The 25,143-nt window shown below is 55.0% G+C and carries 21 protein-coding genes; 4 read left to right on the forward strand and 17 right to left on the reverse strand.

Going from position 1 to position 25,143, the window contains the following annotated elements:
* The 3 genes from dxs to ABY734_RS02455 form a co-directional block, all read right to left on the reverse strand.
* Positions 1-1,911: a 1-deoxy-D-xylulose-5-phosphate synthase gene (dxs, locus tag ABY734_RS02445; RefSeq protein WP_372777375.1), complete on the reverse strand. Its 1,911-nt coding sequence runs from the start codon at positions 1,909-1,911 to the stop codon at positions 1-3.
* Between the two features lie 100 nt (positions 1,912-2,011).
* Positions 2,012-2,932, reverse strand: coding sequence for a polyprenyl synthetase family protein (locus ABY734_RS02450; RefSeq protein ID WP_372777376.1), 921 nt, complete (start codon positions 2,930-2,932; stop codon positions 2,012-2,014).
* Between the two features lie 9 nt (positions 2,933-2,941).
* Positions 2,942-3,175 (reverse strand): exodeoxyribonuclease VII small subunit, encoded by a 234-nt coding sequence (locus ABY734_RS02455; protein WP_372777377.1) that lies wholly within the window; start codon positions 3,173-3,175, stop codon positions 2,942-2,944.
* Between the two features lie 116 nt (positions 3,176-3,291).
* Between ABY734_RS02455 and ABY734_RS02460 the strand changes: the two genes are divergently transcribed.
* Positions 3,292-4,023 (forward strand): SDR family NAD(P)-dependent oxidoreductase, encoded by a 732-nt coding sequence (locus ABY734_RS02460; protein WP_372777378.1) that lies wholly within the window; start codon positions 3,292-3,294, stop codon positions 4,021-4,023.
* Positions 4,024-4,056: 33 nt separating this feature from the next.
* Here ABY734_RS02460 and ABY734_RS02465 read toward each other — a convergent pair whose 3' ends face one another.
* From ABY734_RS02465 to ABY734_RS02480, 4 genes are all read right to left on the reverse strand, one after another.
* Positions 4,057-4,677: an MSMEG_1061 family FMN-dependent PPOX-type flavoprotein gene (locus ABY734_RS02465; RefSeq protein ID WP_372777379.1), complete on the reverse strand. Its 621-nt coding sequence runs from the start codon at positions 4,675-4,677 to the stop codon at positions 4,057-4,059.
* A 113-nt stretch (positions 4,678-4,790) separates the two neighbouring features.
* Positions 4,791-7,397, reverse strand: a complete 2,607-nt coding sequence (locus ABY734_RS02470; RefSeq protein ID WP_372777380.1) for a TonB-dependent receptor — start codon at positions 7,395-7,397, stop codon at positions 4,791-4,793.
* Between the two features lie 349 nt (positions 7,398-7,746).
* Entirely contained in the window at positions 7,747-9,651 is a 1,905-nt protein-coding gene (locus tag ABY734_RS02475) for a DUF3604 domain-containing protein (RefSeq protein WP_372777381.1), read from the reverse strand.
* A 197-nt stretch (positions 9,652-9,848) separates the two neighbouring features.
* Positions 9,849-10,514, reverse strand: a complete 666-nt coding sequence (locus tag ABY734_RS02480) for a heme-binding protein (RefSeq protein ID WP_372777382.1) — start codon at positions 10,512-10,514, stop codon at positions 9,849-9,851.
* A 145-nt stretch (positions 10,515-10,659) separates the two neighbouring features.
* Here ABY734_RS02480 and ABY734_RS02485 point away from each other — a divergent pair, with 145 nt between their 5' ends.
* Positions 10,660-11,775 carry a hypothetical protein gene (locus tag ABY734_RS02485; protein WP_372777383.1) on the forward strand — a complete coding sequence of 372 codons (1,116 nt, stop codon included), beginning with the start codon at positions 10,660-10,662 and terminating at the stop codon, positions 11,773-11,775.
* 129 nt (positions 11,776-11,904) lie between these two features.
* Here the strand turns inward: ABY734_RS02485 and ABY734_RS02490 are convergent, their stop codons facing one another.
* From ABY734_RS02490 to ABY734_RS02535, 10 genes are all read right to left on the reverse strand, one after another.
* Positions 11,905-12,465 carry a DUF1993 family protein gene (locus ABY734_RS02490; RefSeq protein WP_372777384.1) on the reverse strand — a complete coding sequence of 187 codons (561 nt, stop codon included), beginning with the start codon at positions 12,463-12,465 and terminating at the stop codon, positions 11,905-11,907.
* A gap of 105 nt (positions 12,466-12,570) precedes the next feature.
* Positions 12,571-13,056, reverse strand: a complete 486-nt coding sequence (locus ABY734_RS02495; protein ID WP_372777385.1) for a YcxB family protein — start codon at positions 13,054-13,056, stop codon at positions 12,571-12,573.
* A 189-nt stretch (positions 13,057-13,245) separates the two neighbouring features.
* On the reverse strand, positions 13,246-14,913 hold the full coding sequence (locus tag ABY734_RS02500) for a DUF262 domain-containing protein (protein ID WP_372777386.1): 1,668 nt from the start codon (positions 14,911-14,913) through the stop codon (positions 13,246-13,248).
* A 111-nt stretch (positions 14,914-15,024) separates the two neighbouring features.
* Positions 15,025-15,480, reverse strand: coding sequence for a trypco2 family protein (locus ABY734_RS02505; protein ID WP_372777387.1), 456 nt, complete (start codon positions 15,478-15,480; stop codon positions 15,025-15,027).
* A 96-nt stretch (positions 15,481-15,576) separates the two neighbouring features.
* Positions 15,577-16,053, reverse strand: coding sequence for a hypothetical protein (locus ABY734_RS02510; protein ID WP_372777388.1), 477 nt, complete (start codon positions 16,051-16,053; stop codon positions 15,577-15,579).
* A gap of 262 nt (positions 16,054-16,315) precedes the next feature.
* Positions 16,316-17,689 (reverse strand): SpoVR family protein, encoded by a 1,374-nt coding sequence (locus ABY734_RS02515; protein ID WP_372777389.1) that lies wholly within the window; start codon positions 17,687-17,689, stop codon positions 16,316-16,318.
* Between the two features lie 8 nt (positions 17,690-17,697).
* Positions 17,698-18,876 carry a DUF444 family protein gene (locus tag ABY734_RS02520; RefSeq protein ID WP_372777390.1) on the reverse strand — a complete coding sequence of 393 codons (1,179 nt, stop codon included), beginning with the start codon at positions 18,874-18,876 and terminating at the stop codon, positions 17,698-17,700.
* Between the two features lie 63 nt (positions 18,877-18,939).
* The gene (locus tag ABY734_RS02525; RefSeq protein WP_372777391.1) at positions 18,940-20,883 is read right to left on the reverse strand and encodes a serine protein kinase; all 1,944 of its coding nucleotides are present in this window, start codon (positions 20,881-20,883) and stop codon (positions 18,940-18,942) included.
* A gap of 330 nt (positions 20,884-21,213) precedes the next feature.
* Positions 21,214-22,194, reverse strand: a complete 981-nt coding sequence (locus ABY734_RS02530) for a ribonuclease Z (protein ID WP_372777392.1) — start codon at positions 22,192-22,194, stop codon at positions 21,214-21,216.
* Positions 22,195-22,210: 16 nt separating this feature from the next.
* Positions 22,211-22,894: a TetR/AcrR family transcriptional regulator gene (locus tag ABY734_RS02535; protein ID WP_372777393.1), complete on the reverse strand. Its 684-nt coding sequence runs from the start codon at positions 22,892-22,894 to the stop codon at positions 22,211-22,213.
* Between the two features lie 342 nt (positions 22,895-23,236).
* Between ABY734_RS02535 and ABY734_RS02540 the strand changes: the two genes are divergently transcribed.
* Both ABY734_RS02540 and ABY734_RS02545 read left to right on the forward strand, forming a co-directional pair.
* Positions 23,237-24,112, forward strand: a complete 876-nt coding sequence (locus ABY734_RS02540) for a TIGR03619 family F420-dependent LLM class oxidoreductase (RefSeq protein ID WP_372777394.1) — start codon at positions 23,237-23,239, stop codon at positions 24,110-24,112.
* Between the two features lie 46 nt (positions 24,113-24,158).
* Positions 24,159-25,139, forward strand: coding sequence for a PHB depolymerase family esterase (locus tag ABY734_RS02545; RefSeq protein WP_372777395.1), 981 nt, complete (start codon positions 24,159-24,161; stop codon positions 25,137-25,139).
* The last annotated feature ends 4 nt before the right edge of the window (positions 25,140-25,143 follow it).

Raw genomic sequence — 25,143 nt, forward strand, 5'->3', positions numbered from 1 at the left:
TTACGGCTTGGCGGCCACCACCAGATCGCTTTGCTGCAGGCGCGCGCTGATCGAACGATAAACCCCTTCACCATCCAGCCCGCAGGCAGCCAGCATGGCACTGTGATTCCCGTGGTCGGTAAATTCATCGGGCAGGCCGAGGTTCAGCACCGGGTTGCTGCGTGAGGCGCTGTGCAGGAATTCGTTGACGGCACTGCCTGCACCGCCGGCAATGGCGTTTTCTTCCAGCGTAACAATCAGATCGTGACTGTCAGCCAGTTGCAGAATCAATTCTTCATCCAGGGGTTTCACAAAACGCATATCCGCCACACTGGCGTCCAGCTGCTCGGCGGCGTCCATCGCAGCCGGCAGCAGTGTGCCGAAGTTGAGAATGGCAACGCTTCGGCCGTCGCGCTTCATCACGCCTTTGCCAATTGGCAGTTCGCGCATTTCCCGCTCTATCAAAGCGCCGGGGCCGGTGCCGCGTGGATAGCGGATGGCCGCCGGGCCATTGTGGCAGTAGCCGGTGTAGAGCAGTTGGCGGGTTTCGTTTTCGTCCGACGGCGCCATGATCAGCATGTTCGGCACGCAGCGCAGAAAGCTCAGATCAAAGGCGCCGGCGTGGGTCGGGCCGTCTTCGCCGACCAGACCGGCGCGGTCAATGCCGAAGGTCACGTCGAGATTCTGCAGGGCAATGTCGTGAATCAGCTGATCGTAACCGCGTTGTAAAAACGTGGAGTAGATAGCGACTACCGGCTTGAGGCCTTCACAGGCCATGCCTGCCGCCAGCGTCAGGGCGTGTTGCTCGGCAATGGCGACGTCGTAATAGCGGTCGGTAAAGCGCTCGGAAAATTCCACCATGCCCGAGCCTTCGCACATGGCCGGGGTAATGCCCACCAGGCGCTGGTCGATGGTGGCGGTGTCGCACAGCCAGTCACCAAATACCGCCTGATATTTCGGGCCCTTGGGCTTGCTCACCGGTTTGGGCTGGGCGGGCTTGGGCTCGATCTTGGTAATGGCGTGGTAGCCGATAGGGTCTTTCTCGGCGGGCTCAAAGCCCTTGCCCTTGCGCGTAATGATGTGCAGCAGCTGCGGGCCATCGAGGTCGCGCATATTGCGAATGGTGGGCACCAGCACATCGAGGTCGTGGCCGTCGATGGGGCCGATATAGTTAAAGCCCAGCTCCTCAAACAGCGTGGCCGGGGCCACCATGCCCTTCATGTATTCTTCCAGCCGGGCCACCAGATCTTTCGGGTTGCCGGGCAGCTTGGCGAGAATTTCCTTACCGCCGTCGCGAATGTTGTTGTAAACCTTGGACGCCCAGATTTTCGAGAAGTAGGTGTTCAGCCCGCCCTCGTTTTTGGAAATGGACATCTGGTTGTCGTTCAGCACCACCAGCATATTGGCCCGGCAGTGGGCCGCGTGGTTTATGGCCTCAAAGGCCATGCCGGCGGTCATGGCGCCGTCGCCAATCACCGCAACCGTGCGCCGGTCTTCGCCCTTCTGGCGGGCGGCCAGCGCCATCCCCAGCGCGGCGCTGATGCTGGTGCTGGAATGGCCCACGCCAAAGGTGTCGTACTCACTTTCGGCCCGCTTGGGAAAGCCTGCCAGGCCATCGGCCATACGCATAGTGTGCATCTGCTCGCGGCGGCCGGTAATAATCTTGTGGGGGTAGCACTGGTGGCCCACATCCCACACCAAGCGGTCTTTGGGGGTGTTGTAGACATAGTGCAGGGCCAGTGTCAGCTCGACAACGCCCAGCCCGGCACCAAAATGACCGCCCGTGCGCCCTACGGTATACAGCAGGTACTCGCGCAGCTCCCGTGCCAGCGAGGTTAGGACTTCCTCGCTCTGTCCTCGCAGATCGGCAGGCGAAGTAATGCGATCCAGCAGGGGCGTGTTGGGGCGCTGTAGGGGAATTTCTTTAAACATGAGCACCGTTATGCGGTCTAGAATCGGGTCGTGAACGCGTAGAAAGCTGCGTGGCCGCTATTGTAACTGAAAGTTCATCTTGAGTGTCCCCGGCGGGCGTTCAATGCTCGCGCTGAACAATAAAGCGAGCCAGCTCGCGCAGCCGCAGGGCCTGCTCGTTAAAGCCCTCCAGGGCAGCCATGGCCTCCTCGTAAAGGGCCTGGGCGCGCTGCTTGGCGCCCTCCATACCCAGCAAGGCCGGGTAGGTGGGCTTGTTGCGGGCCAGATCAGAGCCCTGAGTTTTGCCGAGGGTCTCGGTGCTGGCCTCAATATCCAGAATATCGTCCTGCACCTGAAAGGCGAGGCCAATAGCGCGGCCATACTGGTCCAGTTTGCGCAGCCGCTCATCGTCGGCGCCAGCATACTGGGCCCCGAGCCGCACGGCGGCGCGCAGCAGGGCGCCGGTTTTGAGCTGATGCATGGCTTCCAGGGTTTCCAGCGTGGGCGACTGGTTCACGGCGCCCAGATCAATGGCCTGGCCGCCGACCATACCGCGAGGGCCGGCCGCCGCTACCAGCGTTTTAATCAGGGCCAGGCGCCGCTGGTCGGCCAAGTTAGGCACTGAAGTCAGCAATTCCACCGCAATACTCTGCAGTCCGTCACCGGCGAGAATGGCGGTGGCTTCATCAAAGGCAATATGGCAGGTGGGCTTGCCGCGGCGCAGGGCATCGTCGTCCATGGCGGGCAAGTCGTCGTGTACCAGCGAGTAGGCGTGAATGCATTCTACGGCGGCGGCTACGTGATCGAGCGCTTCGTCGTTTTCGAAACCGGGCTTGATGGCGTGGGTCGCGGCATACACCAGCACCGGGCGTACCCGTTTGCCACCGTTAAGAGTGCTGTAATGGATGGACTCAAACAGCTTGTGCAGATGCGGTGCGGCGTGCTCGGAATACTCGGAGGCCGCCTGGCCGATCAGCCGGGGCAGGGCATCGTCAATGCGCTGCTGGCACTCACGCAGGTAGTCGGGAAAGGGGCGGCTCATGTGTTGGCGTTACGCGTCGGTATCCATGTCGTCGAGGTGCAGTTCACCCTGTTGCTCGGTGAGTTTCTGAACCTTCAGTTCGGCGGCGCTCAGCGCGGATTGTGCTTCGCGGCTGAGTTTCATGCCGTTTTCAAAGGCTTCCAGCGAAGCTTCAAGGCTCAGTTCGCCGGACTCCATGCGTTCGACAATGGCCTCCAGTTCGGCGAGTGACTCTTCAAAACTCTGCTTTTTGGCTTTAGCCATTGGGCGCCTCATCGCGTAATTATTTGTCGCGAGTTTACCATAGCCAGCGGCGCTGCCGTGCAGAATCTGGCGAAGGGTGTAAACTGCCGCAATCACTTTACAAGGGGAGATTTCCAGTGGGAGATAAAGCTATTGCTCTGGTCACCGGGGCGTCATCAGGGCTTGGCGCCGAGTTTTGCCGTCAACTGGCACCGCGCTGCCGCAAGATGATTCTGGTAGGGCGTCGCGTTGAGCAGCTCAGCGAAGTGGCTGAGTCTCTGCAATCGCAAGGCCTTGAAACGGTGGTGATTGCCGAAGACCTCACTACCGAGCTGGGGCTGACCGAGGTTGTCGAGAAAATCCGCCAGCAGGGGCCGGTGACTATATTGGTTAACAATGCGGGCTTTGGTACCTATGGCTCCTTTGTCGATACCGACTTTGACCTGCAGCAGAAAATGGTGGATCTGCACATTTCGGCCACTCTGCGGCTGACACGCGCCGTCATCCCCTTTATGAAAGAAGCCGGCGGTGGCTCAATTATTAACCTGTCCTCGCTCGGCGCCTTCTTTCCGATGAAGGACTGCGGTGTATATGCTGCGAGTAAACTTTTCCTGAACAGTTTCTCAGAGTCGCTGCAGCAAGAGCTGGAGCCCGACAATATTCGCGTTCAGGCCTTGTGCCCCGGTTTTACTCATACCGACTTTCATGCCCGCGATGAATTTTCCGACTTTGACAAGTCGAAGACCCCTACCGAAATGTGGATGACGCCGGCAGAGGTGGTGAGTGAAAGCCTGGAGTCGCTTGATAAAGGCGGAGAAGTGGTTTTTGTGGCTGGCGAGCAGAATCGGGCGTTGGTTCAGTCGAAGTAAGCCGGTTAACTGAAGCGGGTGCTGTTGCGCCCGCTACAAATTGAACTTGTAGTCCGCCTTTACGGCAGTATCGATCGCCTTGGCTACCGCTGCCCGACTGAGCTTTCCGCTTGCAGCGTTTCTGGCAATTTGCTCCCCAAATTTTATTTTCTGCGGCTCCGGCCAGTGTGCCGGTTGCCAGGCCTTGCTGCGTTTGAAAGCTTTGGCGCAGTGAAAGAAACACTCCTTCACATCGACCTTTATCACCAGTAAGGCAGGCTTGCCGTTTGCAGACAGCTCGCCGCAAATATCTTTGTCTTCATACAAGGCCGCACTGCCATTCACGCGCAGGGTTTCTTCGGTGCCGGGCATAACAAACAGCAAGCCGATACGCCCCGTGTGCAGGATATTGCTGAGCCCGTGCAGCAGCTTGTTGCCGGGGCGCTCCGGAATCAGCAGGGTATTGTCGTCCACAATGCGCACAAAGCCGGGCTGGTCACCCTTGGGTGAGACGGTGACATCTTCATCGCCACCGGTCGCCATAAAGACTAAAGCACTTTGTTCAATAAAGCTGCGAGCCTCTGGCGTCAGTGCCGGTGAAATCTTTTGCTGTGTCAGAGAGTGGGGGTCTCCCAGCAGGTTGCGCAATTGCTCCAGCGATTCAATACGTTTCATGTTTTTAGCGTTGTCCGGATGTGTATTGGACACCTTACTGCACAACGACTTGCTGCGCTATTCACCCGGCGGGATCAAGCGCCGGGCACCACGAACATTTCGAACAAACAGACTTAGTTGAGCTGTTTGCGGATTTCGATGCCATACATGCGTGGTTCACCAATCGCCTGAGTGAACGTCCCTATAGAATCGCCGGTGGCTACGGCACCGATAAAGTAGCGTTCATCGGTCAGGTTTTTGATATAGGCCGCCACATTCAGGTCGCCCTCGTTATTCTGCCAATTCAGACGGAAATCGACCAGGGTACGGCTGGGCGCGTAAACAGCGTCGCGGTTGGTATCGCGCACTTCCCAGCTGCCATCGTCAAAGCCCAGGTAAACTTCGTCCTTATAGCTGAAGTCCAGTCTTGGTGAGAAAAGCCCCCACGTCGTCGGCAGCGTATACTGAATGCCGAAGGACGCAGAAACCTCCGGAGAGACCGGAAACGTTTCATCCGAACGATCTATCGAAACCTGCCTCCCCTCAATGGCGAGTGCCGCCAAATCCTGATCCATAAACTCTTCAAACTTGTAATTATTGTTGCTGTAGCTAAAGTTCAGCATCCAGTTGGGCGAGGGTAGCCAGGTAATTTCCAGCTCCCCGCCTTCGATCATGGATTCGCCTGCGTTATCCGTGGTCACGACCAGCGAGCTGGCCGAATCGACATCCACGGTAATCAGCTGCATATCCTCAAAAATCATGGAATACAGGGCGAGGTTGATTCGCAGCGAACGTTGCAAGGCATCTATTTTGAAACCGATCTCACGATTTTCCAGCAGCTCGGGTTTTACCGCGATCAGCCCGTCAACACCGCTGGGTTCCAGAAACCCGGATTTAAAACCATTGCTCCAGGTGCCATAAACCAACATGGAGTTGATGAAGCCATCGCCGAGCAACTCCGGCGGCACAAACCAGGACAGAGACGCCATCGGCGTGAACGCGCGAAAAGTTTCTTCGCGTTCGTCTTCCCGGCCCGGTAGCAGTGGGGTATTAATAAAACCATTGGCAGCGTTGCGGGAGCCGAGTATCCGGTTGGCAATGCCTACAGGGTCCTGCGCCCAAACACCGGAGAACTGCATAATGGCAAGGGAGTTTCTCGCCTGGTCGCCGCCTCCGGGCAATGTGCCCAGTATGGGCAGCGTTGCATTGTCCACCGGGGTAAAGCGCGGGTCGGCCATCTGAATCATGGCAGCGACTTTTGCGTTGTCGGCACTAAAGGTGGTCAGAGTAGAATCCCGTTCTTCCTCTGTGTAGCGGCCGCCAAAGCTGAACTCCAGATTCTCGGTAATATGCCAGGTGGCCTGGGCAAATATTGCCGCCGTTTGTCCGTCGATATCGAAATCCTGAACCGTGTTCAACGGCAGAATCGCGCCGAGGATCGGTCGGTTGGCATCCGAGCCCGGTGGTGGCCTGTTAGGTTGCTGCCCTGCCAGAATGGATGTGAGCACCGAAGCATCCAGCCCCACCAGCGCATCGCCAGTCATAAAGCGTTCGGATTTGTATTCGTCCTGCCAGAATAAACCTGCGGTGTACTCAATAGCTGCGTCAAACAACTCGCCATTGAGCTGGAACTCAAAGGTGTAGGAGTCCTGGTCGGCGCCACCGAGTGTATAGCCCACCTGAAATTCTCCCGGGCCACCTTCGTCACTCTGGGTTTGAGGGCCTCGCTTGTAGGCATTGCGCACGCCAAGGATGGTCTTCAGGCTGTGGGTTTCGTTTATCTCCCAGTTGAGTGTTGCGCCCATCATCAGGTTGTTGATGTACTTGTTGAACTGTGCGGTACTGCCTTGGTTGGTCGTCAGGTCTGGCAAATTGTCCGCGTTATTGGCCTCACAGTTGTCGCGATAAGCGGACAGGTTTTCGATACTGGTGTCACCGGGCCACGCCAGATAAAGACCTTCTATAAACAGTGCTTCCTCGTTAACAATATCGCAGTTATACGAAGGGTAGCGCTCCCGGATCTTCCCGAAAAAAGCAAAGGTATCCAGTGTCAGGCTGTCGCTCATCAGCCAGTTGGTTTGCAGAATGCCGGACATGCGATCCACAGACTGGTTGTCATTGCCGGACAAGTCTTCCAGATAGCCGTCGCGTTGATTGATGTTAAATGCTACCCGGGTGCTGAAGCGATCCGTCACCGGAAAACTGTAGCCAGCGCGAATCCGCTGGGCGTTGTAGTTGCCCAGTGCGCCTTCCACATAGCCGCCGCGCTCTTCTCCCGGTTTCTCCAGGGTAAATACCAGCGCACCGCCCGTATTGTTTTTGCCGAACAGCGTGCCCTGGGGGCCGCGCAATACTTGAACGCTCTCGATATCCACCGTATCCAGTAATTGCCCATCAGCGCGTGGGATAAAAATGCCGTCGAGATAAACACTCACCGAAGGATCCTGGCGCGCCAGCCCCGAACGCTGACCAATACCGCGGATAAAAATCTGCGCGGTGGTACCGTTGTTGATCTGCAGGCTGGGTACGGACTTGGCCAGCTCATCCGTATTGACGATGCCTCGATCGCGCAGATCGGCGCCTGTGATCGCCGTGACCGCAACCGGCGTTTCCTGAATGTTCTCCGCCCGCTTGCGAGCCGTCACCACCACTTCCTCCAGCATGCCTGATCCGGATTGGGCGAGGGCCGCAGGCGGTAGCAGGTTCAGCAGCGCGATGACCAGCGTTAGCTTTCTTGTCATGAGGAACTCCAATAGAACTTATTGTTATAGTAAAAATTGCAGTATTTGATTCCGGGCGCTGCAGCAGAGGCTTGTCGTCAGGCTGGACTGCTTCAGCCCTGCGCTTGAGATTTCGCTGGCACTGCAAAAAACGCCGGCCCCAGTATTCTGGGGCGAGGTAGAATGCCGTTTTCGAGTGCTTCGCCAGAGCGCTATTCGGGTCAGCGCCGGGAAGCCTGAGCAGGCTATTCTTTTGGTCTCGAATCCTGTTGTTGGTTATGGGTTATCGTGAAACGAGCCATTATTCGCTCAAACCCTACCAGAAAGAGACCAGCCGGTAAGCCATTCGCTCATTAATTATTATATATATTCAATTACCGCCTTCCGGCGAATACCAGATAGGAGACGTCCAGGCGCGCTCCTGAATCACCGGGCGATGCGTGTCAGCACAGCAGGCTTCCATACCTGCGGGTATAGAGGCCTTGCTGCTGCAATCTACCCGGTTCGCCACACAAATATACTGGCTCCAGCGACAGCTGGGGTTTTCAACGACGCGTGCGTAGTAGTAGGCCCGCTGGCTGGAGTCGAATTCCGGATCTTTCCAGACCTCGCACAGCTGTTTGTAGCCATCCCCCTCGCGCTTGCATGACTTGAGGTCGACACTCGCCCCATTGTCGGGGCTTCCAGCTACCACATGAACCTTCTGATGCTTGTTGCCGTCCTGATCGATCCAGCCCTTGATAATCTGAATCTGCTGTAAGGGTGTGCCGTGACTGACAGGCGTGCCGGAGTCCATGGCGGCAGAAACGAGAAAGGCCGGCTCGGTATCATCGCTCAGCGGGGGGATTACACTGCCCATGGGGACGCCATTTTCGTAGGCCTCGGCAACGTAGTTAGCAGAGTCGCAGAGGTTTTGATCGAGATTTTCCGCCGCAAAAAAGCGCACCACCATGCGCGGGCCACTGGTGCCGTAAGTCTCCCGGCGACGCATCGCAGAGAATATGGCATCCCTGGAATTCTCTTCTGCCCACACCACCGCAAGACCACCTGGGTTGTACTCAATGTCATCCGGCAGACCGCGCATGGTTGCTTCACTGGCCGGCGCGCCCGCGCCACCGTGGCCGAGGTAGTTGTCCTCGGCTACGCCACCGGCGGCTCCAATATGCGTATCCGTGCTGGCGATAAAGCCAAATTGAAAGGGGTTTATGCCGGCCTCCTGCTCTACTACCAGACCATCGTTAAGTACATCTCTTAGAAATCCATCCGTTGGTTTGGGTGGTCTCTGCAGTAAGCTGAAGAATTTACCGGCAAACCTGCTGTACGGCAGCTGCTCAAAGGCGCACAGCTCGTCTTCGGTTTGTCCCGCGTCAAAAAAGCATTCCGAGCTTCCTTTATGCTGCATAACTTCTACGATCGGCTCGTACTGCTGTCTTTTGCGGAGTATCTCCGGTTCTACGAGGTTCCCGTCCAAATCAGCGACAGAAAACATCTTTCCCGCGCTGAGATTGGAATTGTGGGGGATGATCAGGGCGTCACAGCCGTCTTGCCGCTCAAGGCATTCTTTGTCGAGCCCCGACCACAGCGCTTCGGCTGAGGGGTAATCGACAAAACTTAAGGGCTGGTCTGGAACAGACGCATTACGGAAAATCACATTGCGGTGAAGATTTGCCATATCGCCGGCCCCGAGCCCCGTCCACTCATAGCCGACAAAAGACGTAAACTCGCAGTTCTCTGAGCGGTCGTAGGCCTCCTCAGCCGCATTTTGCATTGCTTGCCAGGGGCCGCTCGCCGCGTCCCGGCACAGGCTGCCATCTTTGCCGCAAAAACCCAATCGCCCCGAGCGCGAACCGGCCTTGAAGTTAAACATAAAGAAAGCCGCGCGCGGGTACTTGCGGTACAGCTTGCATTGCCAGGCAGAGTACCCCTCCATGCCGGGGGAATTACAGATTGCCGTTTCGCCAAATAATTCAGCGTGGTCAGTGACGACGGCAAAGTCCAGCGGCCGATTGAGCTTCAGTTTCCGGAGCGGCTTGCCTGCTTCGTCCCAAGGCTGCACTCCCAGCGTTTTACCTTGGGCAAAGTCGTAGGCCTGTTTGGGGGTGGTGCGGGTATCCTGAGTGCTGGCGTCAAGGGAGTAGCGAGTATGAATATGCGTATCGCCAAATAACGGCATTTTAAGTGGGTTGTGATTCAGGCAGGGCGATCGGCTTTCGGTGTTTTCATACGGCGCATCGCCCAGAGATAGCTGAGGCAAAAACGCCATAGCTAATGACATACAAACCACCGCGAGCTTTATCCGCATACCGTATCACCACAACCAGAGCACATTGACGTTTCTTATTTGGATTAAAGGCCGTAATCAAGCTGGTCGGCCCTGCCAATATTGCCGCTAGTGTCTACCAATTGGGATTACACGGAGATGACGGATAGTTCACCAAGCGAGGATAGATAAAGCACGGTAGTGCCAGGGCCCTAGTCGCTCGGCACCGGAGAAACCACGGGAATCAGGATTTCATTGCGGCGGAGAAACCAGGGCATAAAAGGCGGGTCGTACCTCGCCCAATGTGGCTCTCCGGCAGGCGTCAGCCCCTGCGTAGCGATCCAATTTTGAAGTTGTTCGAGGTGCTTGCGATAGTTCTTCTCGCTCCAGAAGCCTGAATATCGCACCGCTGCCACATGCCTTGCGGGAACCTCACGAATACTGATGCGGGGATCAAGTGGAGCTGGTGTGTTTTCCAAAGTGAATGACGCAGGGAGCATAAAACTAACGACCCAGTTGCCGTCCTGCTCCTGCTGTCCTACCGGCGATGTCATTGCGATTTTCTGACCGGCGGGTTCTTGCCCAACAGGTGATGTCATCGACACTTCCTGTTCTTGCTTGTTGTTGCCTCGTATATATCTGAAAAGCCGCTGAAAGGCTGCATTTCCGGCCTCCTCAAATTGCTCGTCAACGATGGTTTCGGCAAGAATGTGAGGCTCGTACTTTCTCAGCTCGAATTTGCCATCCTCTCGAAGTACCGTGTACTTGGCCTCTTCAACCGCCATGGTGTTCCCCGACAAGAGCAGCGCACATAAAGTGAAGTAACTGACTAGCAACCGATGGGATAGCGTGATCTTGCCAGGCTTGAATTGCAACATGCCGATACCTTTTGGGGTGATCACCTTACGTTTTATGACACGCAGAACGAAAATGCGACAAAAATTTGCCAGGCGGCACTTTAGCTTGCCTGGAGCGGCGGGTCGATTCAGGATGTATAACAACAATAACTACAGGTAGACAGTCATGAAAAATACCGGCCAGTGCTTTGCAAAGCGTTTAGGTGTTTTACCGTTAATTTCCGCACTGCTGGTCCTTGCCGCGTGCTCGCCCGCGGGTATCGGAGAAAAGCCGGGGTCGCCCCGGGATGCGCTGCCGGCGCATATCACCGAGCTGACGGAACTGGGCGTCGGGGTGCGTCCGGCCTGGTCTGGCGATGGCAGCCGCTTTCTATACTTGGACGCGCTGGTCGGCGATGTCTACGAATACGATCTGGCGAGCGGCTCATCGCAGCGATTGACGGCGCACTTCAAACATCACGGCTTTGCCCGCGCGCATTACCTGGCCAACGGCGATCTACTGCTGTGCGGCCCGAGCAAGGTGGATCCGGAAGATCCTGAAGAAGGGCGCTGGGATACAGACTTCTGGTATCTGCACCGCAGTCTGGAAAAGCCCGCCGTGTCACTTGGCGAGCCTTGTTTCGAGGGCCCGGCGGTGGCGAGAGACAGTATGCACTTCGCCTGGACGCGCACCGACTATCCGGAAGTTTCCCCGCTGACCGCCAAATCTGAACTGTGGCTGGGCGAAATCGAACTCAGTGGCGAGCAGCCGCGCATCGTCAATGAGCGCAAACTGGTCGACCGCAGTGACTTTTACTACTTTGCGATGCTGGAACCGCAGGACTTCCGCGGCCCCGACGAGAGCGAACTGCTCTTCACGGCCTATGCCTATCGCGGTGGCGAGGTAATGGGTGTCGATCTTGAAAACGGCCAGCTCCGAAATTACTCGAATAGCTGGTGGTACGAAGAGGTAGAAGGGGTATCTCCCGGTGGGAGCTATACGACGGTCGAGCGCGAATTTACGCTCAGTCTGAAGCCCAAAGGTCTGATTGATATCTGGGCGCTGCGGCTGGATGGCAGCGGAGCATTTACCCGGCTGACCCACTTCAGCGACTTCAACGGCTTTGGCGCCAACAACCCCGTGATCAGCCCGGATTGCCGGCACATGCTATTTGCGATTCGCCAGGTCGGTGGCCCCGAGGGCAATAGCGATGGCCTGTTTCTATACGACCTGAAAGCCTCGCCCCTTACACCGGTGGATATGTGCGCTATGCAGGAGAAAGCGAAGTTGGTGCAAGAGTAGGGTCTCTTCACAATAGGGGGGGAGGGAATAAATTTCGTACAACATGGCTTTTGGTGGATTTTTAATCCCTCCGGCCCCTTTTACTCTGTCAATTGTGGGCTGCTCGTATCAAACCTACCAAGGTGGTAGTTAATTGTCGGGTAGCGTCTCCGGGCGAAGGAATGGGAGCATATGCGCTATATAGTCGGCCTTGCCAAGCTCAATCTTTTCCTTGCGCAATATGGCATAAGCTATCATTACGTGAAAATAAAACTGGGAGAGTGTCCAGTCTCGGGCATACTGCTCGGTTGTAAGATCGAGAATCATGCCATTGGGCAGCGCGTGGGTCAGTGGTTTCCCGCTATGGGCATCTAGCTCGTTAGGCGACAGGGCGTTGAGTAGCGACAGTGTTTCTTCAATGCGAGTCTGCGCGTCCGCCAGTGAACCGGGTTCATCGTTAGCGTTCCGACCCTCGTCGAGGAGCTGATTTATAGACTCGGGGAAATTCTCTCCCTTCAATCGGTAGACCGCTTCATAGGCTTGCACACAGGAAAAGCGTATTTGCGTTGCCAGCGGGTACATATCCTCAGCCAGTCGAGCGCTCAGCAACGTGTCGGCGTTCGGCGATTGCTTCTCCGCCTTCTTAAGCCAACCGGAAAGGGAGGTCAGAAGTTGTGTATATGTCGGTACAATAAGCTCAGTGGGCGTCATGAATTGTTGCCTTCTTTTGATTAAGGGGTTTTGGGATCAATGGGGTCAGAGTCATAGATCGCTGACCGATGATGTGCCGATCAAGCACACTGACCCCATTGATCTCTAATCCCGACTGCGGGCTACCATCTCGCTTATCATTTCACCAGAAAACAACGATTTAGAAAGGTACTGTTGCTGCCCCTGCTTGGCAACCAAAATAAGTCCCAGGTCGGTTTCAATCACTCGCTCGATATCTGCCCACAATAAGCTTGTTTGAGTGTAGGGGTTCTGAGTTTGGATGCCGCGTTCGTCAATGGTCAATTTAACTTGAGTGTTAAAGCTTCTTCCCCAGGCCTGCCTTGCCAGCCACCAGGCGCGTCGAAATCGAGTATGGAGCAGCTCCAGTAAAGCCAGGCCAATCAACATGACACCAAGATACTTGGGTTGCTCGGTATGGCCGAGTAAACCCACGCCAGCCGCTAACAATAAGGCCGGGAATAGATAATTTGGTTTGGCGTTCTTCCCATAGGGTAAAGACTGATCAAAACACTCGGCGAGGTAATCTCTAGATAAGGTAAACTGGGTGTTATAAGGCAACATTGAAACCATTTATTCTCTATTTGGTTCGTTCGGTGTGGCTCTTTAGTCGAGGTGGCACAAAAGGGGGCGCACAAAAGGGGACGGAGGGAATAAATTTTGTGCAGCATAGCTCTTGGTGGATTTTTAATCCCTCCGTCCCCTTTTAGGGTCGCAGCATCGCTTTTGGTTGATATTTAATCGCTCCGTCCCCATTCGCTCTTACTCAGTCGGGTCCACATCTGAATCATCTATTTCTTCTGGAGATACCTCTATTAGACCTTTCGAATTCACACCTGATAGATTTTCAGCAATTGCATGCAAATAGGTTGCTCTAGTAGATAAAAATGAATCGTAGTCATCATTAAGTGCGGCATCGAGAGCTGCTTCTGGTACTAAATTGCTTTCCAATCGTTCTACTAGCGCCTCTCTACCATCAGATTCGATTATCTTATTCAAGTAGTCACTGGGTGCGCTAGCAGAGATCGCGATATTAGATTTAGACGTTAAAAGTATAATATTACCTGGAACATTACTTCTCGATGCTTTAACACCATTTTTACTCAAATAAGCTTGCGGGAAAAAATGGTGGAACTCCTTATCATTTGACCAAGCTAAAGACTTGTCTATATCTATCCGCTGTCCGGTGACGATATCCAGCGGATTCTTCGTTGTAAACATTAAAGCAATCATTTTTGAGATCGCACTATTTGCACGAAACGGCTTCGCTGCCCATAAAGACGCAGTAGGTACTGACGCAGTTACATCAATTGACGTAGAAGAGCCAGCAGCAAAGTCCCTGATTGCTTTTGCATCAGTAGCCATTTGACCACTATCCCACCCACTAAAGTAACCAGATAAAGTGGTCAGCCAAAACCACCTTTTCAATTCAGCACGTTGACTAGCATCTGGATTAGGCAGGGCTCTAAAAAATTCGATTAAGACTGCAAACTGATTAGCATAGGGTAAAGCCTCAGCGCGAGGAGCCCCTACTTCTGTGCTCAAAAAATCTACGGCCAATTGTGCGGCGCTTTTTATCTGCTCTGCACAGGTATGAAGCGTGTCAGGTTCTAAATGCCTTAAAGAATCAATACTCCCGGAGGAAAAGTCACTTCCACTGGCAGCACCCAGACACCGTAAGAAAGTTTTATTTTCGAAAGAGTGAAACTTTTTTTCCTCAAGGGAGGTTTTAATGGACTCGATGGTTTTCCCTAGGTCAAACTCTGGGCTCCACGTTGCAGCTCGCATCAAATCATAAATGGTAAGCCTAGTACCGGTAGAGTTAATCCTCTCAAAAACCGGAGCAACGTCATTAATAGACATATCACCTAGAGTGACTAGAGGTAGCTGGTAATCTTTAAACCTATTAAATAATAAATCTGCAACGCTTCTTAGGTCTGAATCATCAATAACTGATATTTTTCGAAAATATTCAGCAGGATCGGATAGGCGGCGTATAGGTATTTGGTGGGCAGGAAGTTCATCAATGTGATCGATATGGCTGAATTTTTCGTTTCGCAAATCGAAAATGACATTCCAGATGCTTTTCGGGTCACCTGGTTCCCAATGCAAGCACCCGCAGATAGTTGATAACCTTTGCTGTCCATCAAGCAAATAATTAACTGGGTAATTCTGACTTCGCTCACCAACCTCTAGATCGGCGATTGACCGCTTACTTGCAAGTTCCTGCCTAGATTCCCATAAAAGAGCGCTGCCGATGGGGTAGTTTCTATATATTGAATCCAATAGCTCCAATATTTGCTTTCTCTTCCAGACAAATGGCCGCTGAAACTCTGGAAGAATAATATCTCCTACCAAAACTCTATTGGCCAGCTGTTCAATCCTTTCTGCCGTTGGCTTTGGATCTTTTGCAGTTATCTTTTTTGACATTTCTATTCCCTATTCGAAAGCCTTGATAATCTCGATTTCGTATAACGCCGCCAGCAGGGCAGGCAAACCCAGAGGGAGGCCGCGGGTTTGACTTCCCTCTGGCTGGCATTGTTATATTTTCCCCTTCGTGGGTGTTTTTTTACTGCCTGCACGTTTCTTTACCGATGCTTTTTTTGCTTTTCTCTTTTTTGTAGGCGCTTTCTTGGTAGGAGATCTCATTGTAGGTCGGCTAGCATCCGACTTTCCTTCGATCTTGGCCATAATCCTATCTAGAGCTGCTTGAGTGCTATATCGCACTCTTTTCCCGCCCCCACCTCTTGGGCCGTCATCGACTTTAATAAATGGGGAAAGGTCAATCGTAATCTTGTGAGTTTGTTGGGCTTTGGCCTTTGTCCCGATATCAAAGACAACAAACTTTGCGCCAGCCTTAGCTTCAACATCTAAACCAAAGCTTACCTCAAGGCTTACACCATCGAGATAGAAAAAGGGATCTTCGTCGTTAATTGCCTCTCGAAGGTCTTCTTTAACCTCATGTATGAAGTCCTTAAGGCTAATTTTACCCTTCATATATGAGCCCCTTTAAAAATCTAACGCCGCCAAAAAGCGTATATTTGTTGTAGAACCACGGGCGAAACGAAAAATACGTAGCAGTGCTTGGCCTTGTTAACTGCCATGCATACACCCGAAGCTATTCCAATATTTTGTAAGGTTAACTTCCTGGCCCTTGTTTTTGTATTTCCATGTTTTTTCAGATTCATCGGGGTAAATAAATATATTGAGGATATTCTCATTTCCCTGTTTGGACACAATGCTGCCGGATTCGATCATTGACTGCAGATCAAGAGAGGGTATTACTAGATAATTTTTTGCCTTTCCCATCATCTTTCTTCGAGGAAGAACGTAGAGCACAAAAACATAGTACGTATTTTCGTGGTAGATCATTTTCGACTTGTGCAGATCAAACCAGAAATAGCTTTCTTTTTGAAATTTAGACGTTTTTACTTGAATCTGGGTAGATCGATTATTCTTTACCGCGATGAAATCAATGCCTTTATCTTTCATTGGCAAGTAAATAGCATATCCGACCGACTCAAACTCTGATATTGCCTGCAACTCTCCGATGTGCCCTATGCCTGACATAATCTCCTCGAGCAGTTAACGGCCTGCTAATGAAGTCTGCGGCCTCATAATAATTAATAGCTGGCGGCCATTGTAATATCTTAGAGTGGTGTCCATTGCTCTGTTCAAGCCTTTGAAACCAATTGAGTTTTCTTATAATTGGGTTTTATAGCACAGAATAAGCTGGCGGCCACTATATGCGGCCTCTACTTTCCGGCTCTCAAAATTTCGTAAAGTAATCTGTTCTTGGCGAGGGGGGTGCATCCAGCTCACGGGGGAGCGGCTAAGCAGCTTCCGTTTCCGACGAAATCCATACTTCCTGATCCTGCGCGTCCAGCGTCAGCAGTTTGACCGGCCGCTTCCATACCAGTGCGATGTAGTGCAGCACCTTGCGTGCCCGTTCGATTTCCAAACCGCGCCCGTCAATGCCGCTTTCATGGCGCAGCAGCAGTGACCCGTCTTTTTGCAGTTCGTCGACGACAACACGTGGTGCGCCGAAGTTGAATTTGGGAGCGAGGATATTTTCGTGCAGATCGTCGAGGCTGTTTTCGCTGACTTTGATTTCGCCATTGCGTTTGGCGTTAAAGGAAAACAGATTCATATCATCGGCCAGTTCCTGGCTCAGGTGATTGCGGATAAAGCCGAAGTCGTCTTCCTGTTCCATGATGCGGCGTGCGGCTTCGACGCCTTGCTCTTTTATGATCTTTTCCCACATGACATAGCCCACATGATAAGGGTTCAGTTTGAGGGCGACCTGTTGGTCGCCGGCGTAGGGGCTGACCACGTCGGAGTGGGTTTTCATGCAATCTACATACATGGATGAGGGCAGAAAGTCGGCCTCGCGCAGCAGGCGAGAGTGCCAGTAGCTGGCCCAGCCCTCGTTCATGATCTGGCAGTTGAAGACCGGCTGGAAGTACCAGGCCTCCTTGCGCACGGCAAGAAAGATATCCCGCTCCCATTCTTCCATCTCCGGGGCGTACTGGGCGATAAACCAGAGCAGGTCTTTTTCCGGTTTGGGGGGTATGGGGGCTTGGCTGGTGCGCGGCTCCGTGGGCGGCGCTTCTTCTCCCGGCAGGCTGGCAAAGCGGCCCTGAAAGCCCTCGGCTTCGGGTTTGTTCTCCACCACATTCTTGCGCGGAAATTCTTTGCGGTTAAAGGGCTGTTGGGTGTCGATATGGGGCTCCAGCGAGAGGGCGCAGTCCAGCACCTGTTCTACACGCTGTTCGCCGAATTCCTTGATCACTTCTTCAATGCGGTGCGCGTGCGAAGCGGCCTGTTCGACAATATGGTAGCCCACCTGATCCTGGCTGCGGGCAAAGGCAATGTTGTTGCGGGAGAAGTCGGCGTGGCCGAGGACGTGGGCTACCACCAGCGTGTTTTCATGCAGGCTGTTGGTGTTCACCAGATAGGCGCGGTTGGGGTTGCCGGGAAACACCACCTCGAAAATCTTGGAGTGGCCCATGCGGTGCTGAATCATCTGGTAAATCCAGCGCAGCCCGAATGACCAGTGCGGCATGCGCACCGGCAGGCCGTACACGGCGACCTCCATCATAAAGCTGGGCGGTACCAGTTCGAAATCCACCGGGAAAAACTTCAGGCCCTGCGCTTCGGCGAGGGCTTCCATGCGGGGAATGGTTTCCGCCAGGCTTTCACTCATCCCGACCTTCATACATCCACCTGCTGCTGTTGCGCCTGATCGGTAAAGAAGGCTTTGATCGCCGGCCAGATATCATTGTCCTCAGACAGTGAGTAACTGCCGCAGGGGTGGCCGTCAGCGGCCAGTTGCTGCCATAGCCTCGCGACTTCGGTGTTCAGCCTGCGGGTGCTGCTGTGCGACACCTCGGCGTAACCGGCAAAGTTTAAAAGCGGTGCCAGTCGCGCCAGGCTGGCGGCGGACTGCTCCCGGTCGTTGCTGAAGTTCTCGCCGTCGGTGGCGTAAAACAGGTAGCTGTTGTACTGACTGCTGTCGAAGCGCTCCTGCAGAATGCTTTCTGCCAGCTCCAGTGCGGTTGACGATTTGGTGCCGCCCTGGCCGCTCACCTGAAAGAATTCTTCCTCTTCGAACTCAAAGGCCTCAACGCTGTGGGCGATAAACACCGTGTCGATATGGCTGAACTGACGACGAATGCCCTGCAGCGCCCAGAAGAAAAAGCTCTTGGCGAGTTTGCGGCAATGCTCGTCCATGCTCGATGACACATCCAGCAGGAAAATAACCACGGCATTGGTGGTGGGCTGGCGTTTGCGCGCCAGTTGCCGGAAGCGCAGATCGTCGTTGCTGATCGGCACCGGCGTATCGGGCAAGGCGGTGCGCCGTTTGATGGCTTCTTTCATAGTGCGGCGGCGATCGAGCCGCGAACGGGCGCCGCGTTTGTCCCAGCCTTCGCGCACGTATTCGTCGACATCGACGTTACTGCCTTCCTTGGGTTGCAGGTTGGGCAGTTTCAGTTCTTCCCAGAGCCAGTCCAGGATTTCATCGGTTTTGAATTCGAGTACAAATTCGAACTGGCCCTCGCCGTCGCCACCGCCAGAGTCATTGCCGCCGGGCTGGCCGGGCTGCGCCTCGCGCAGGGTGTCGCCTTCTTTGGCCTTGCCCTGACCGGCGCCGCTTTGCTCGTCGCTGTTGCGCAGGGTAAAACGGTAGTGCTCCAGAAATTTGACCGGCACCTGCACGGTGCGGTTTTCCGGTCGCGACAGTACGTCGGATTTCGCGATCATCTCGGGCAGATGTTCGCGCACGGCGTCGCGCACTTTCTCATTGTGGCGAAGCCAGTCGCGGGTGCCCCGCGAAAACAAATCGTACCAGTGTCTGTGGCTGTTTCCCTGACCACCATCCTGCAGAAACATGCCTCCTCCCAGCCCGGACTGCGGGCTTTTACGGTGCGGCCGGCGGGCCGCACGCTGCTCTCGCTATTCTTGCGAGAGCAGGGTTGTTACATAATTCAATGCTTCACGGGCGCTGTGCTTGTCGTAGCCATAATCCTGAATCAGGCGTTCTTCCACCGCGGCAATCTTGTCCTGGGTTTCGTCGTCCGGTCGCGAAATGGAGCTGACCAGTCGCAGCACATCGCGGCGTTCCTCGAACAGGTATTTCTCCATGGCCTCTTTCAGGCGGGCATGGGAGTCGAGGGTAAACTTCTCGCCGTTTTTGTAGGCCACCATGGCCTTGCGCACCACTTCCTGACGGAAGGTCTGTTTGCCCGCATCGGACACGTTGATCTTTTCTTCCACCGCGCGCAGAAAACGTTCGTCCGGGTCGCGGGTTTCGTTGGTGATCGGGTCTTTCACTTCGCGCTTGTCGAGGGCGGCTTCCACTTCGTCCAGATATTTCTCCAGCAGGTTTTCGCTCTCTTCTTCAAAGGACACAAACAGCGCTTTGTGAACGTCTTCTTTCACCCAGTGGTTGTAGAAGTCCTTGCGGGCGGTGACCAGAAAATCCACCCACTCGCGTTTTTGTTTGGCGTCCATGCGCGCGTCGTTCTCAATCGACTCTTTCAGGGTAACCAGCACTTCCATGCTGGTGAGGCTTTTTGCCTCAGAGCGCGAGATGGCATTGGACAGCGCGTTGACGACAAAGCGCGGCGACACACCGGCCAGGCCTTCGTCGGGGTATTCGTTGCGAATCTTGTCCACTTCATTGCGAGAGAATCCCTGCACGTCTTCACCGGCGTACAGCTTCACTTTTTTCGACAGATCCAGATCGTCACGCTCGGAGGGTTTCAGCCGCGAGAGTACGGCGAACAAAGCAGCTAACCGCAGGGCGTGCGGATCGAGGTGAACATCGCGGAAGGTTGGCGCCTGGGCAATCAGCTTGCGATAGATTTTCGCCTCGTCGCGGTAGTTCATGGTGTAGGGCACCTGCACAATCACCATCCGGTCGAGCAGGGCCTCGTTTTCTTTTTCCTGCAGGAATTTTTTAAATTCCGCCAGGTTGGTGTGGGCAACGATGGTTTCGTCCACGTGAATCAGCGGAAAGCGCGAGACTTTTACGTTCTTTTCCTGAGTGAGCGTAAGCAGCAGATACAGGAACTCGCGTTTAACCTTGAGAATCTCGATCATTTCCAGCAGGCCGCGGCTGGCGGAATACACCGCGCCTGACCAGGACCAGGCCTGCGGATCGCCCTCGTCACCAAATTCTGACACCTTGGCCAGATCCACCGAGCCGATCAGGTCTGCAATGTCAGCGGTGGTCGGGTCGTGCGGGGCGTAGGTACCGACGCCGACGCGTTTGGCTTCGGACAGGAAGATGCGCTCCACCGGGTACTGCATGAAGTCGCCTTCGTATTCTTTTTCCAGAATGGCCTGACAGTAGGGTGACAGCTCGCCCTGGATATCGACGCCGTAAGTTTCGCGAAATTCGGCGCGCAAGGTATGCGGTACCAGCGACAGCGGGTTTTCGTGCAGGGGTGAACCCTTGAGGCCGTAGAGCGCGCCGTCATCGGTATGGCTGTACTCTTCCATACCGCGCTTCATCAGAATCACCAGGCTGGATTTACCGCCTGAAGGCGGGCCCAGTAACAGCAGCAGACGGCGCCCGACTTCGGAGCCGGCGGCGGCCGCCTTGAAGTAGTCGACAATGCGACGCAGTGCCGGGTCAATGCCGTAGAGTTCGTGGGAAAAAAGTTTCAACGATTGGTCGTCAGTACTTTCATGACGGGCGTCTTCGCGTGCCTGCATCCAGCGGAGCATATCCCAGGTGTACTGGTGGCTGTTGCGAGTTGCCAGTGCCGGGTTCGGTTGGACGATTTGTTCAAGATATTCCGCAAAGGTACCCTCCCACTGCCGTGTGCGGTGTTGATGGGTAAAAGATTGCAGGGACTGAACAAATGCATCGTGCCCATTACTGCTAGCCATGAGAACCTCCATGCCAACGCCGGTGTGAGAGCGAACACGGAGCGGCGGCGTTCTGACTGTTGTGGCTCTTGAAAGCTTAGAGCGACGAAACCCTTCAGGGTTTCATGAAAACGTCGCAGTTTTCCGCATCCTTACTTTGTTCTAGCATAGTTTGTGTGTACGTGGGATAGGTAAATTCCGATTTTGATGTTTTTTCGGAAGATGTGAATAAAGCGCTTCACAGCGAGAATGAATGCGAACATAATGGTTTTCTGCTCGCATTTTTCGGCACGTCTTTTTGCGCACTTTGCTGCGGTATTTCCCTTTCGTTATTTTTGCAGATTCTCTAACTCAGCGTGGTTTTTCGTCGAGCTTTTCCAGCGCGCCGTCGTGGGTCAGCTGATAACTATCCAGATCCTTTGCCAATACGATATTGCCGCTGTAATGCTGCGCTGCTTCCGCGCGCAACTCATCGACGTGGCGCTTGCCGGGGGCCGGCATCTCGCGGTAGCGCTGGCTGAAGTGAGTCAGCGCCAGATGGGGCAGCGCGGCGCTGGCGGCGGTTTTGGCCAGCATGGCCGCTGTGCTGTGCATGTACTGGGGGCCGACCTGCGCCAGAATATCCTCGGTGAAGGTGGCCTCATGTACCAGAAGGTCAGTGTTTTTCAGGGCTGATAGCAGCAGATCAGGTTGATCATTGTCGCCGCCCACCATAATGGTGCGCGCTTTCCAGCTGGGTTCGCAAACCTGTTCCGGGTTGATGCTGCGCCCGTCATCGAGCGTTACGCTATGGCCGTGTTGCAGCTCGCCCCACAGAGGGCCGCGCGGCACTTGCAGTGCGTTCAGTGTTTCCTGATTCAGTGTGTGCGGCGGTTTTTCTTCAAACCGATAGGCAAAGCTCGGTACCCGGTGTGACAGGGCGTGGGCACTGACCCGAAGATGTTCATCCTCGTAAACCGCTGAGTGTTGATCTGAACGGACGAAGTGCAGGGGGTAGCGCAGGGTGTGCAGGTCGGTGTGCAGGCGTACCGCTTCGACAAATTGCTGGATGCCGTCGGGGGCGCAGATGGTCAGGGGCTGGGTGCGCCCGCTCATGTTGGCGCTGGCAATAATACCGGGCAGGCCGTAGCAGTGATCGCCGTGCACATGGCTGATGAATATAGCCCTTAGGCGCGCCAGGCTGTGCCGGCTCTGTAACAAACGGTGCTGGGTGCCCTCGCCGCAGTCCACCAGATACCAGTCTCGCTGATCGTCGATGGAGAGCGCGAAGCCGCTGACATTGCGTTGCCGGGTGGGTACGCCGGCGGAAGTGCCCAGGAATGTAAATCGCATGTCGGCAGTATACCGCTTAACGTAACGGCGCGAGGAGCTTGCGGGTGCGTTGCGAGGGCGCCAGCGACAGGACCGCGACAATGCTGTCGATAAGATTGCTGGTCATAAACTCGGTGTCTGTCGACAGGGCCTGATAGGCTTCTGTGTGGCGCACGCGGGCGTGATCAGACACGCCGTGATAGGCGAGCAGGTTCATGTGCAGGATGCGCTGTTCAACCACCGGTTGGGGCAGATGGCCCAGCTGTTTGGCGGTAAATTCGGCGATTTTGCTTTCGCGCACCAGTTGCAGGTGGTGTTTCTCCGGTGTCTGGTAGCCCAGCGTGTTGGCGGTGATTAACTCGGCGCTGATGTGGATATAGGCCTCACCCCCATCCGGATCGTCCAGTTTTTCGATCAGGGGTTGCACCATGGCGGTGGCAACGATGATCTCGGTCGGCTCGTCGCGCGCGGCGAGTTCGTCGATGATGGCGGCGCGGCGCTCGGCGACGCCGGTCGAGTGCTTGTCGAAGATCGCCTGCAACAGGCCGTTCTTGCCGCCAAAGTGGTATTGAATGGCATTGCGGTTGCTCTGGCGTGCGGCGCGGGTGATGGTGTTGAGTGATACGCCCTCAACGCCGTGACGGGCGAACAGGGTTTCGGCCGCGCGCACGATGGCCTGTTGGGTGCGTAAGCTGCGATTGTCGGGGGAACTTGTGGTCAAAGGTGTTTCTGCCTGAATTGTGGGTCGCCGTCGGTAGCCCTGTCGCATGGGCAGGAAAGCCAAGAGTGGTCCAGCAGTCTGAACCAGTGCTCCGGGCCGCGCCTGTCCGATTTAAGGTGATTGTATTAGTATCACTGGCATTGGCCGAGCTCAAGTTGCACCGTTGTCAGGCTCTGCCCTTCATACGGGTGAGGCGGTCAGCGCCCACATACGTAGTATGATCTGTTGCAGACTATAAGAACCGATATCCAATTATGGGCTGGGTTTCGTAAACACGGGGCGGTAGCGATCTGCGCCTCACTATTAGAATGATTGCTTGCTTGAAATTGACAGGAGCGTTCCATGAAATTTGCTTACCACCACAGCATGTGCCCGCCAGAACAGTACGTGCCGCTGACCAAGGCAGCGGAAGAAATCGGATTTGACACCGTGACCTTCCCGGACAGCATCTGCTACCCGAAAGAAGCCAGTTCCAAATACCCCTACAACGCCGATGGCAGCCGCGAGTTTCTGGATGGTGTTCCGTTTATCGAGCCCTTCCTGCTGATGTCACACCTGGCGGCGGTGACAACCAAGATCCGTTTTTCTACCTCGGTACACAAAACAGCCGTTCACGAACCGGCTCTGCTGGCGAAGATGATGTCCAGTCTGGCGGTGCTCAGTGGCAACCGCTTTATGTACGGCGCCGGTATCAGCCCCTGGGGTGAAGATTTTGATGTCACCAACACGCCCTGGGAAAAGCGCGGCAAGCGTCTGGATGAAATTATCGAGATTGTTAACGGCCTGATGAGCGGCGAGTATTTCGGTTATGAGGGTGAGATTTTTACCATGCCGGCAATCAAGCTGTGCCCGGTGCCCAGCGAGCGTCCCAAGATTCTGGTGGGTGGCCACTCCAAGCCGGCCCTGCGCCGCGCAGCTCGTCTGGGCGACGGCTGGATCGCCGCCGGTGGTGATGCCGAATCAATCAAGGTCATGGTGGATCAGATCAACGAGTTCCGTAAGGAATACGGTCGCGACCATCTGCCTTTCGAATTTCAGGCCATGACCCAGGACGCCTACAGCCCCGACGGTATCAAACGCCTGAAAGAAATCGGCATTGATGAAGTACTGGTTGCCTTCCGCAACGTCTACGAGGCGGAGCCGGACGACAAAACCGTAGAAGAAAAAATCGGCATGATGAAGTGGTTCGCCGATGAGGTAATTGCCAAGTCACGCTGATAAGCCCTTACAATGCCCGCATAGCTAAAACAATAAGAGGCGGGTTATGAAAAAGCGCTATTGGTTTGTGTTGGGTGTTGCGCTGCTGGCAGGGGTTCTGCTGGCAGCGCGCTCTTTCCTTCTCCCTTCTGTTATTCAGTTGCCGCAACTCAGTGGCGAGCTGACAGTTCTGACAACGACCCATAACGACCTGCAACGCCAGTACCGCGTATATACACCTGCGCAACTGCCGGAGGCGCCGGCAGCCTTGTTTGTGTTTCACGGTTCGGTGTCGACCGGCGCGTCCATGCGTGAGCTGACGGCGCGGCAATTCGACCGGCTGGCGGACGAGCAGGGGCTGGTGGTGGTCTATCCCGACGGTATAGAGCGCCACTGGAATGACTGCCGGGCCTCGGCCAGTTATCAGGCCAATGTGCGCAATATCGACGATGTGGGATTTGTCCGGCGCATGATTGAAGAGCTGAAAGCCAGTCACGGTATCGACGCCGACAGAGTCTATGCGACCGGGCTTTCCAATGGTGGCCATATGACCCTGCGATTGGCACTGGAGGCGCCGGAGTTGATGGCAGGCTACGCGCCGATTGCCGCCAATTTGCCGGTGGACGCCAATCTCGATTGCGACAAGCGCGGCGAGGCGGTGAATATTGCGTTGATCGAAGGCAGTGCTGATCCGGTAAACCCCTATGACGGGGGGCTGGTGAAGCTGCTGTGGGATGAGAGCCGGGGTGAGGTTCTGTCGGCGGCAGAGACGGCGGAGTATTTTGCGGGGCTGGCAGGCTACGACAAAGGGCCGCAGTATTTTGAACTGGCGGATACCGAGCAGGACGATGACGGCTATATCGATGCCCAGCTCTGGTATGGCAAGGCGGTCCGGGTGGGTTTGTTTACCATGCAGGGCGGCGGGCATGTGGTGCCCAGTGTCAACGCTCGTTTTGGTTTACTGGGTGGGGATATTCGCGATATCGACGCGGCCGATCTGATCTGGGCCTTTCTGACGGCCGCGCCCGCCGAGGCGGGCCTGCCGTGAGCGG

Origin of the sequence: Litorivivens sp., assembly GCF_041624475.1 — a bacterium.
In the GTDB taxonomy this organism is placed as follows: Bacteria; Pseudomonadota; Gammaproteobacteria; order Pseudomonadales; family Spongiibacteraceae; genus Litorivivens.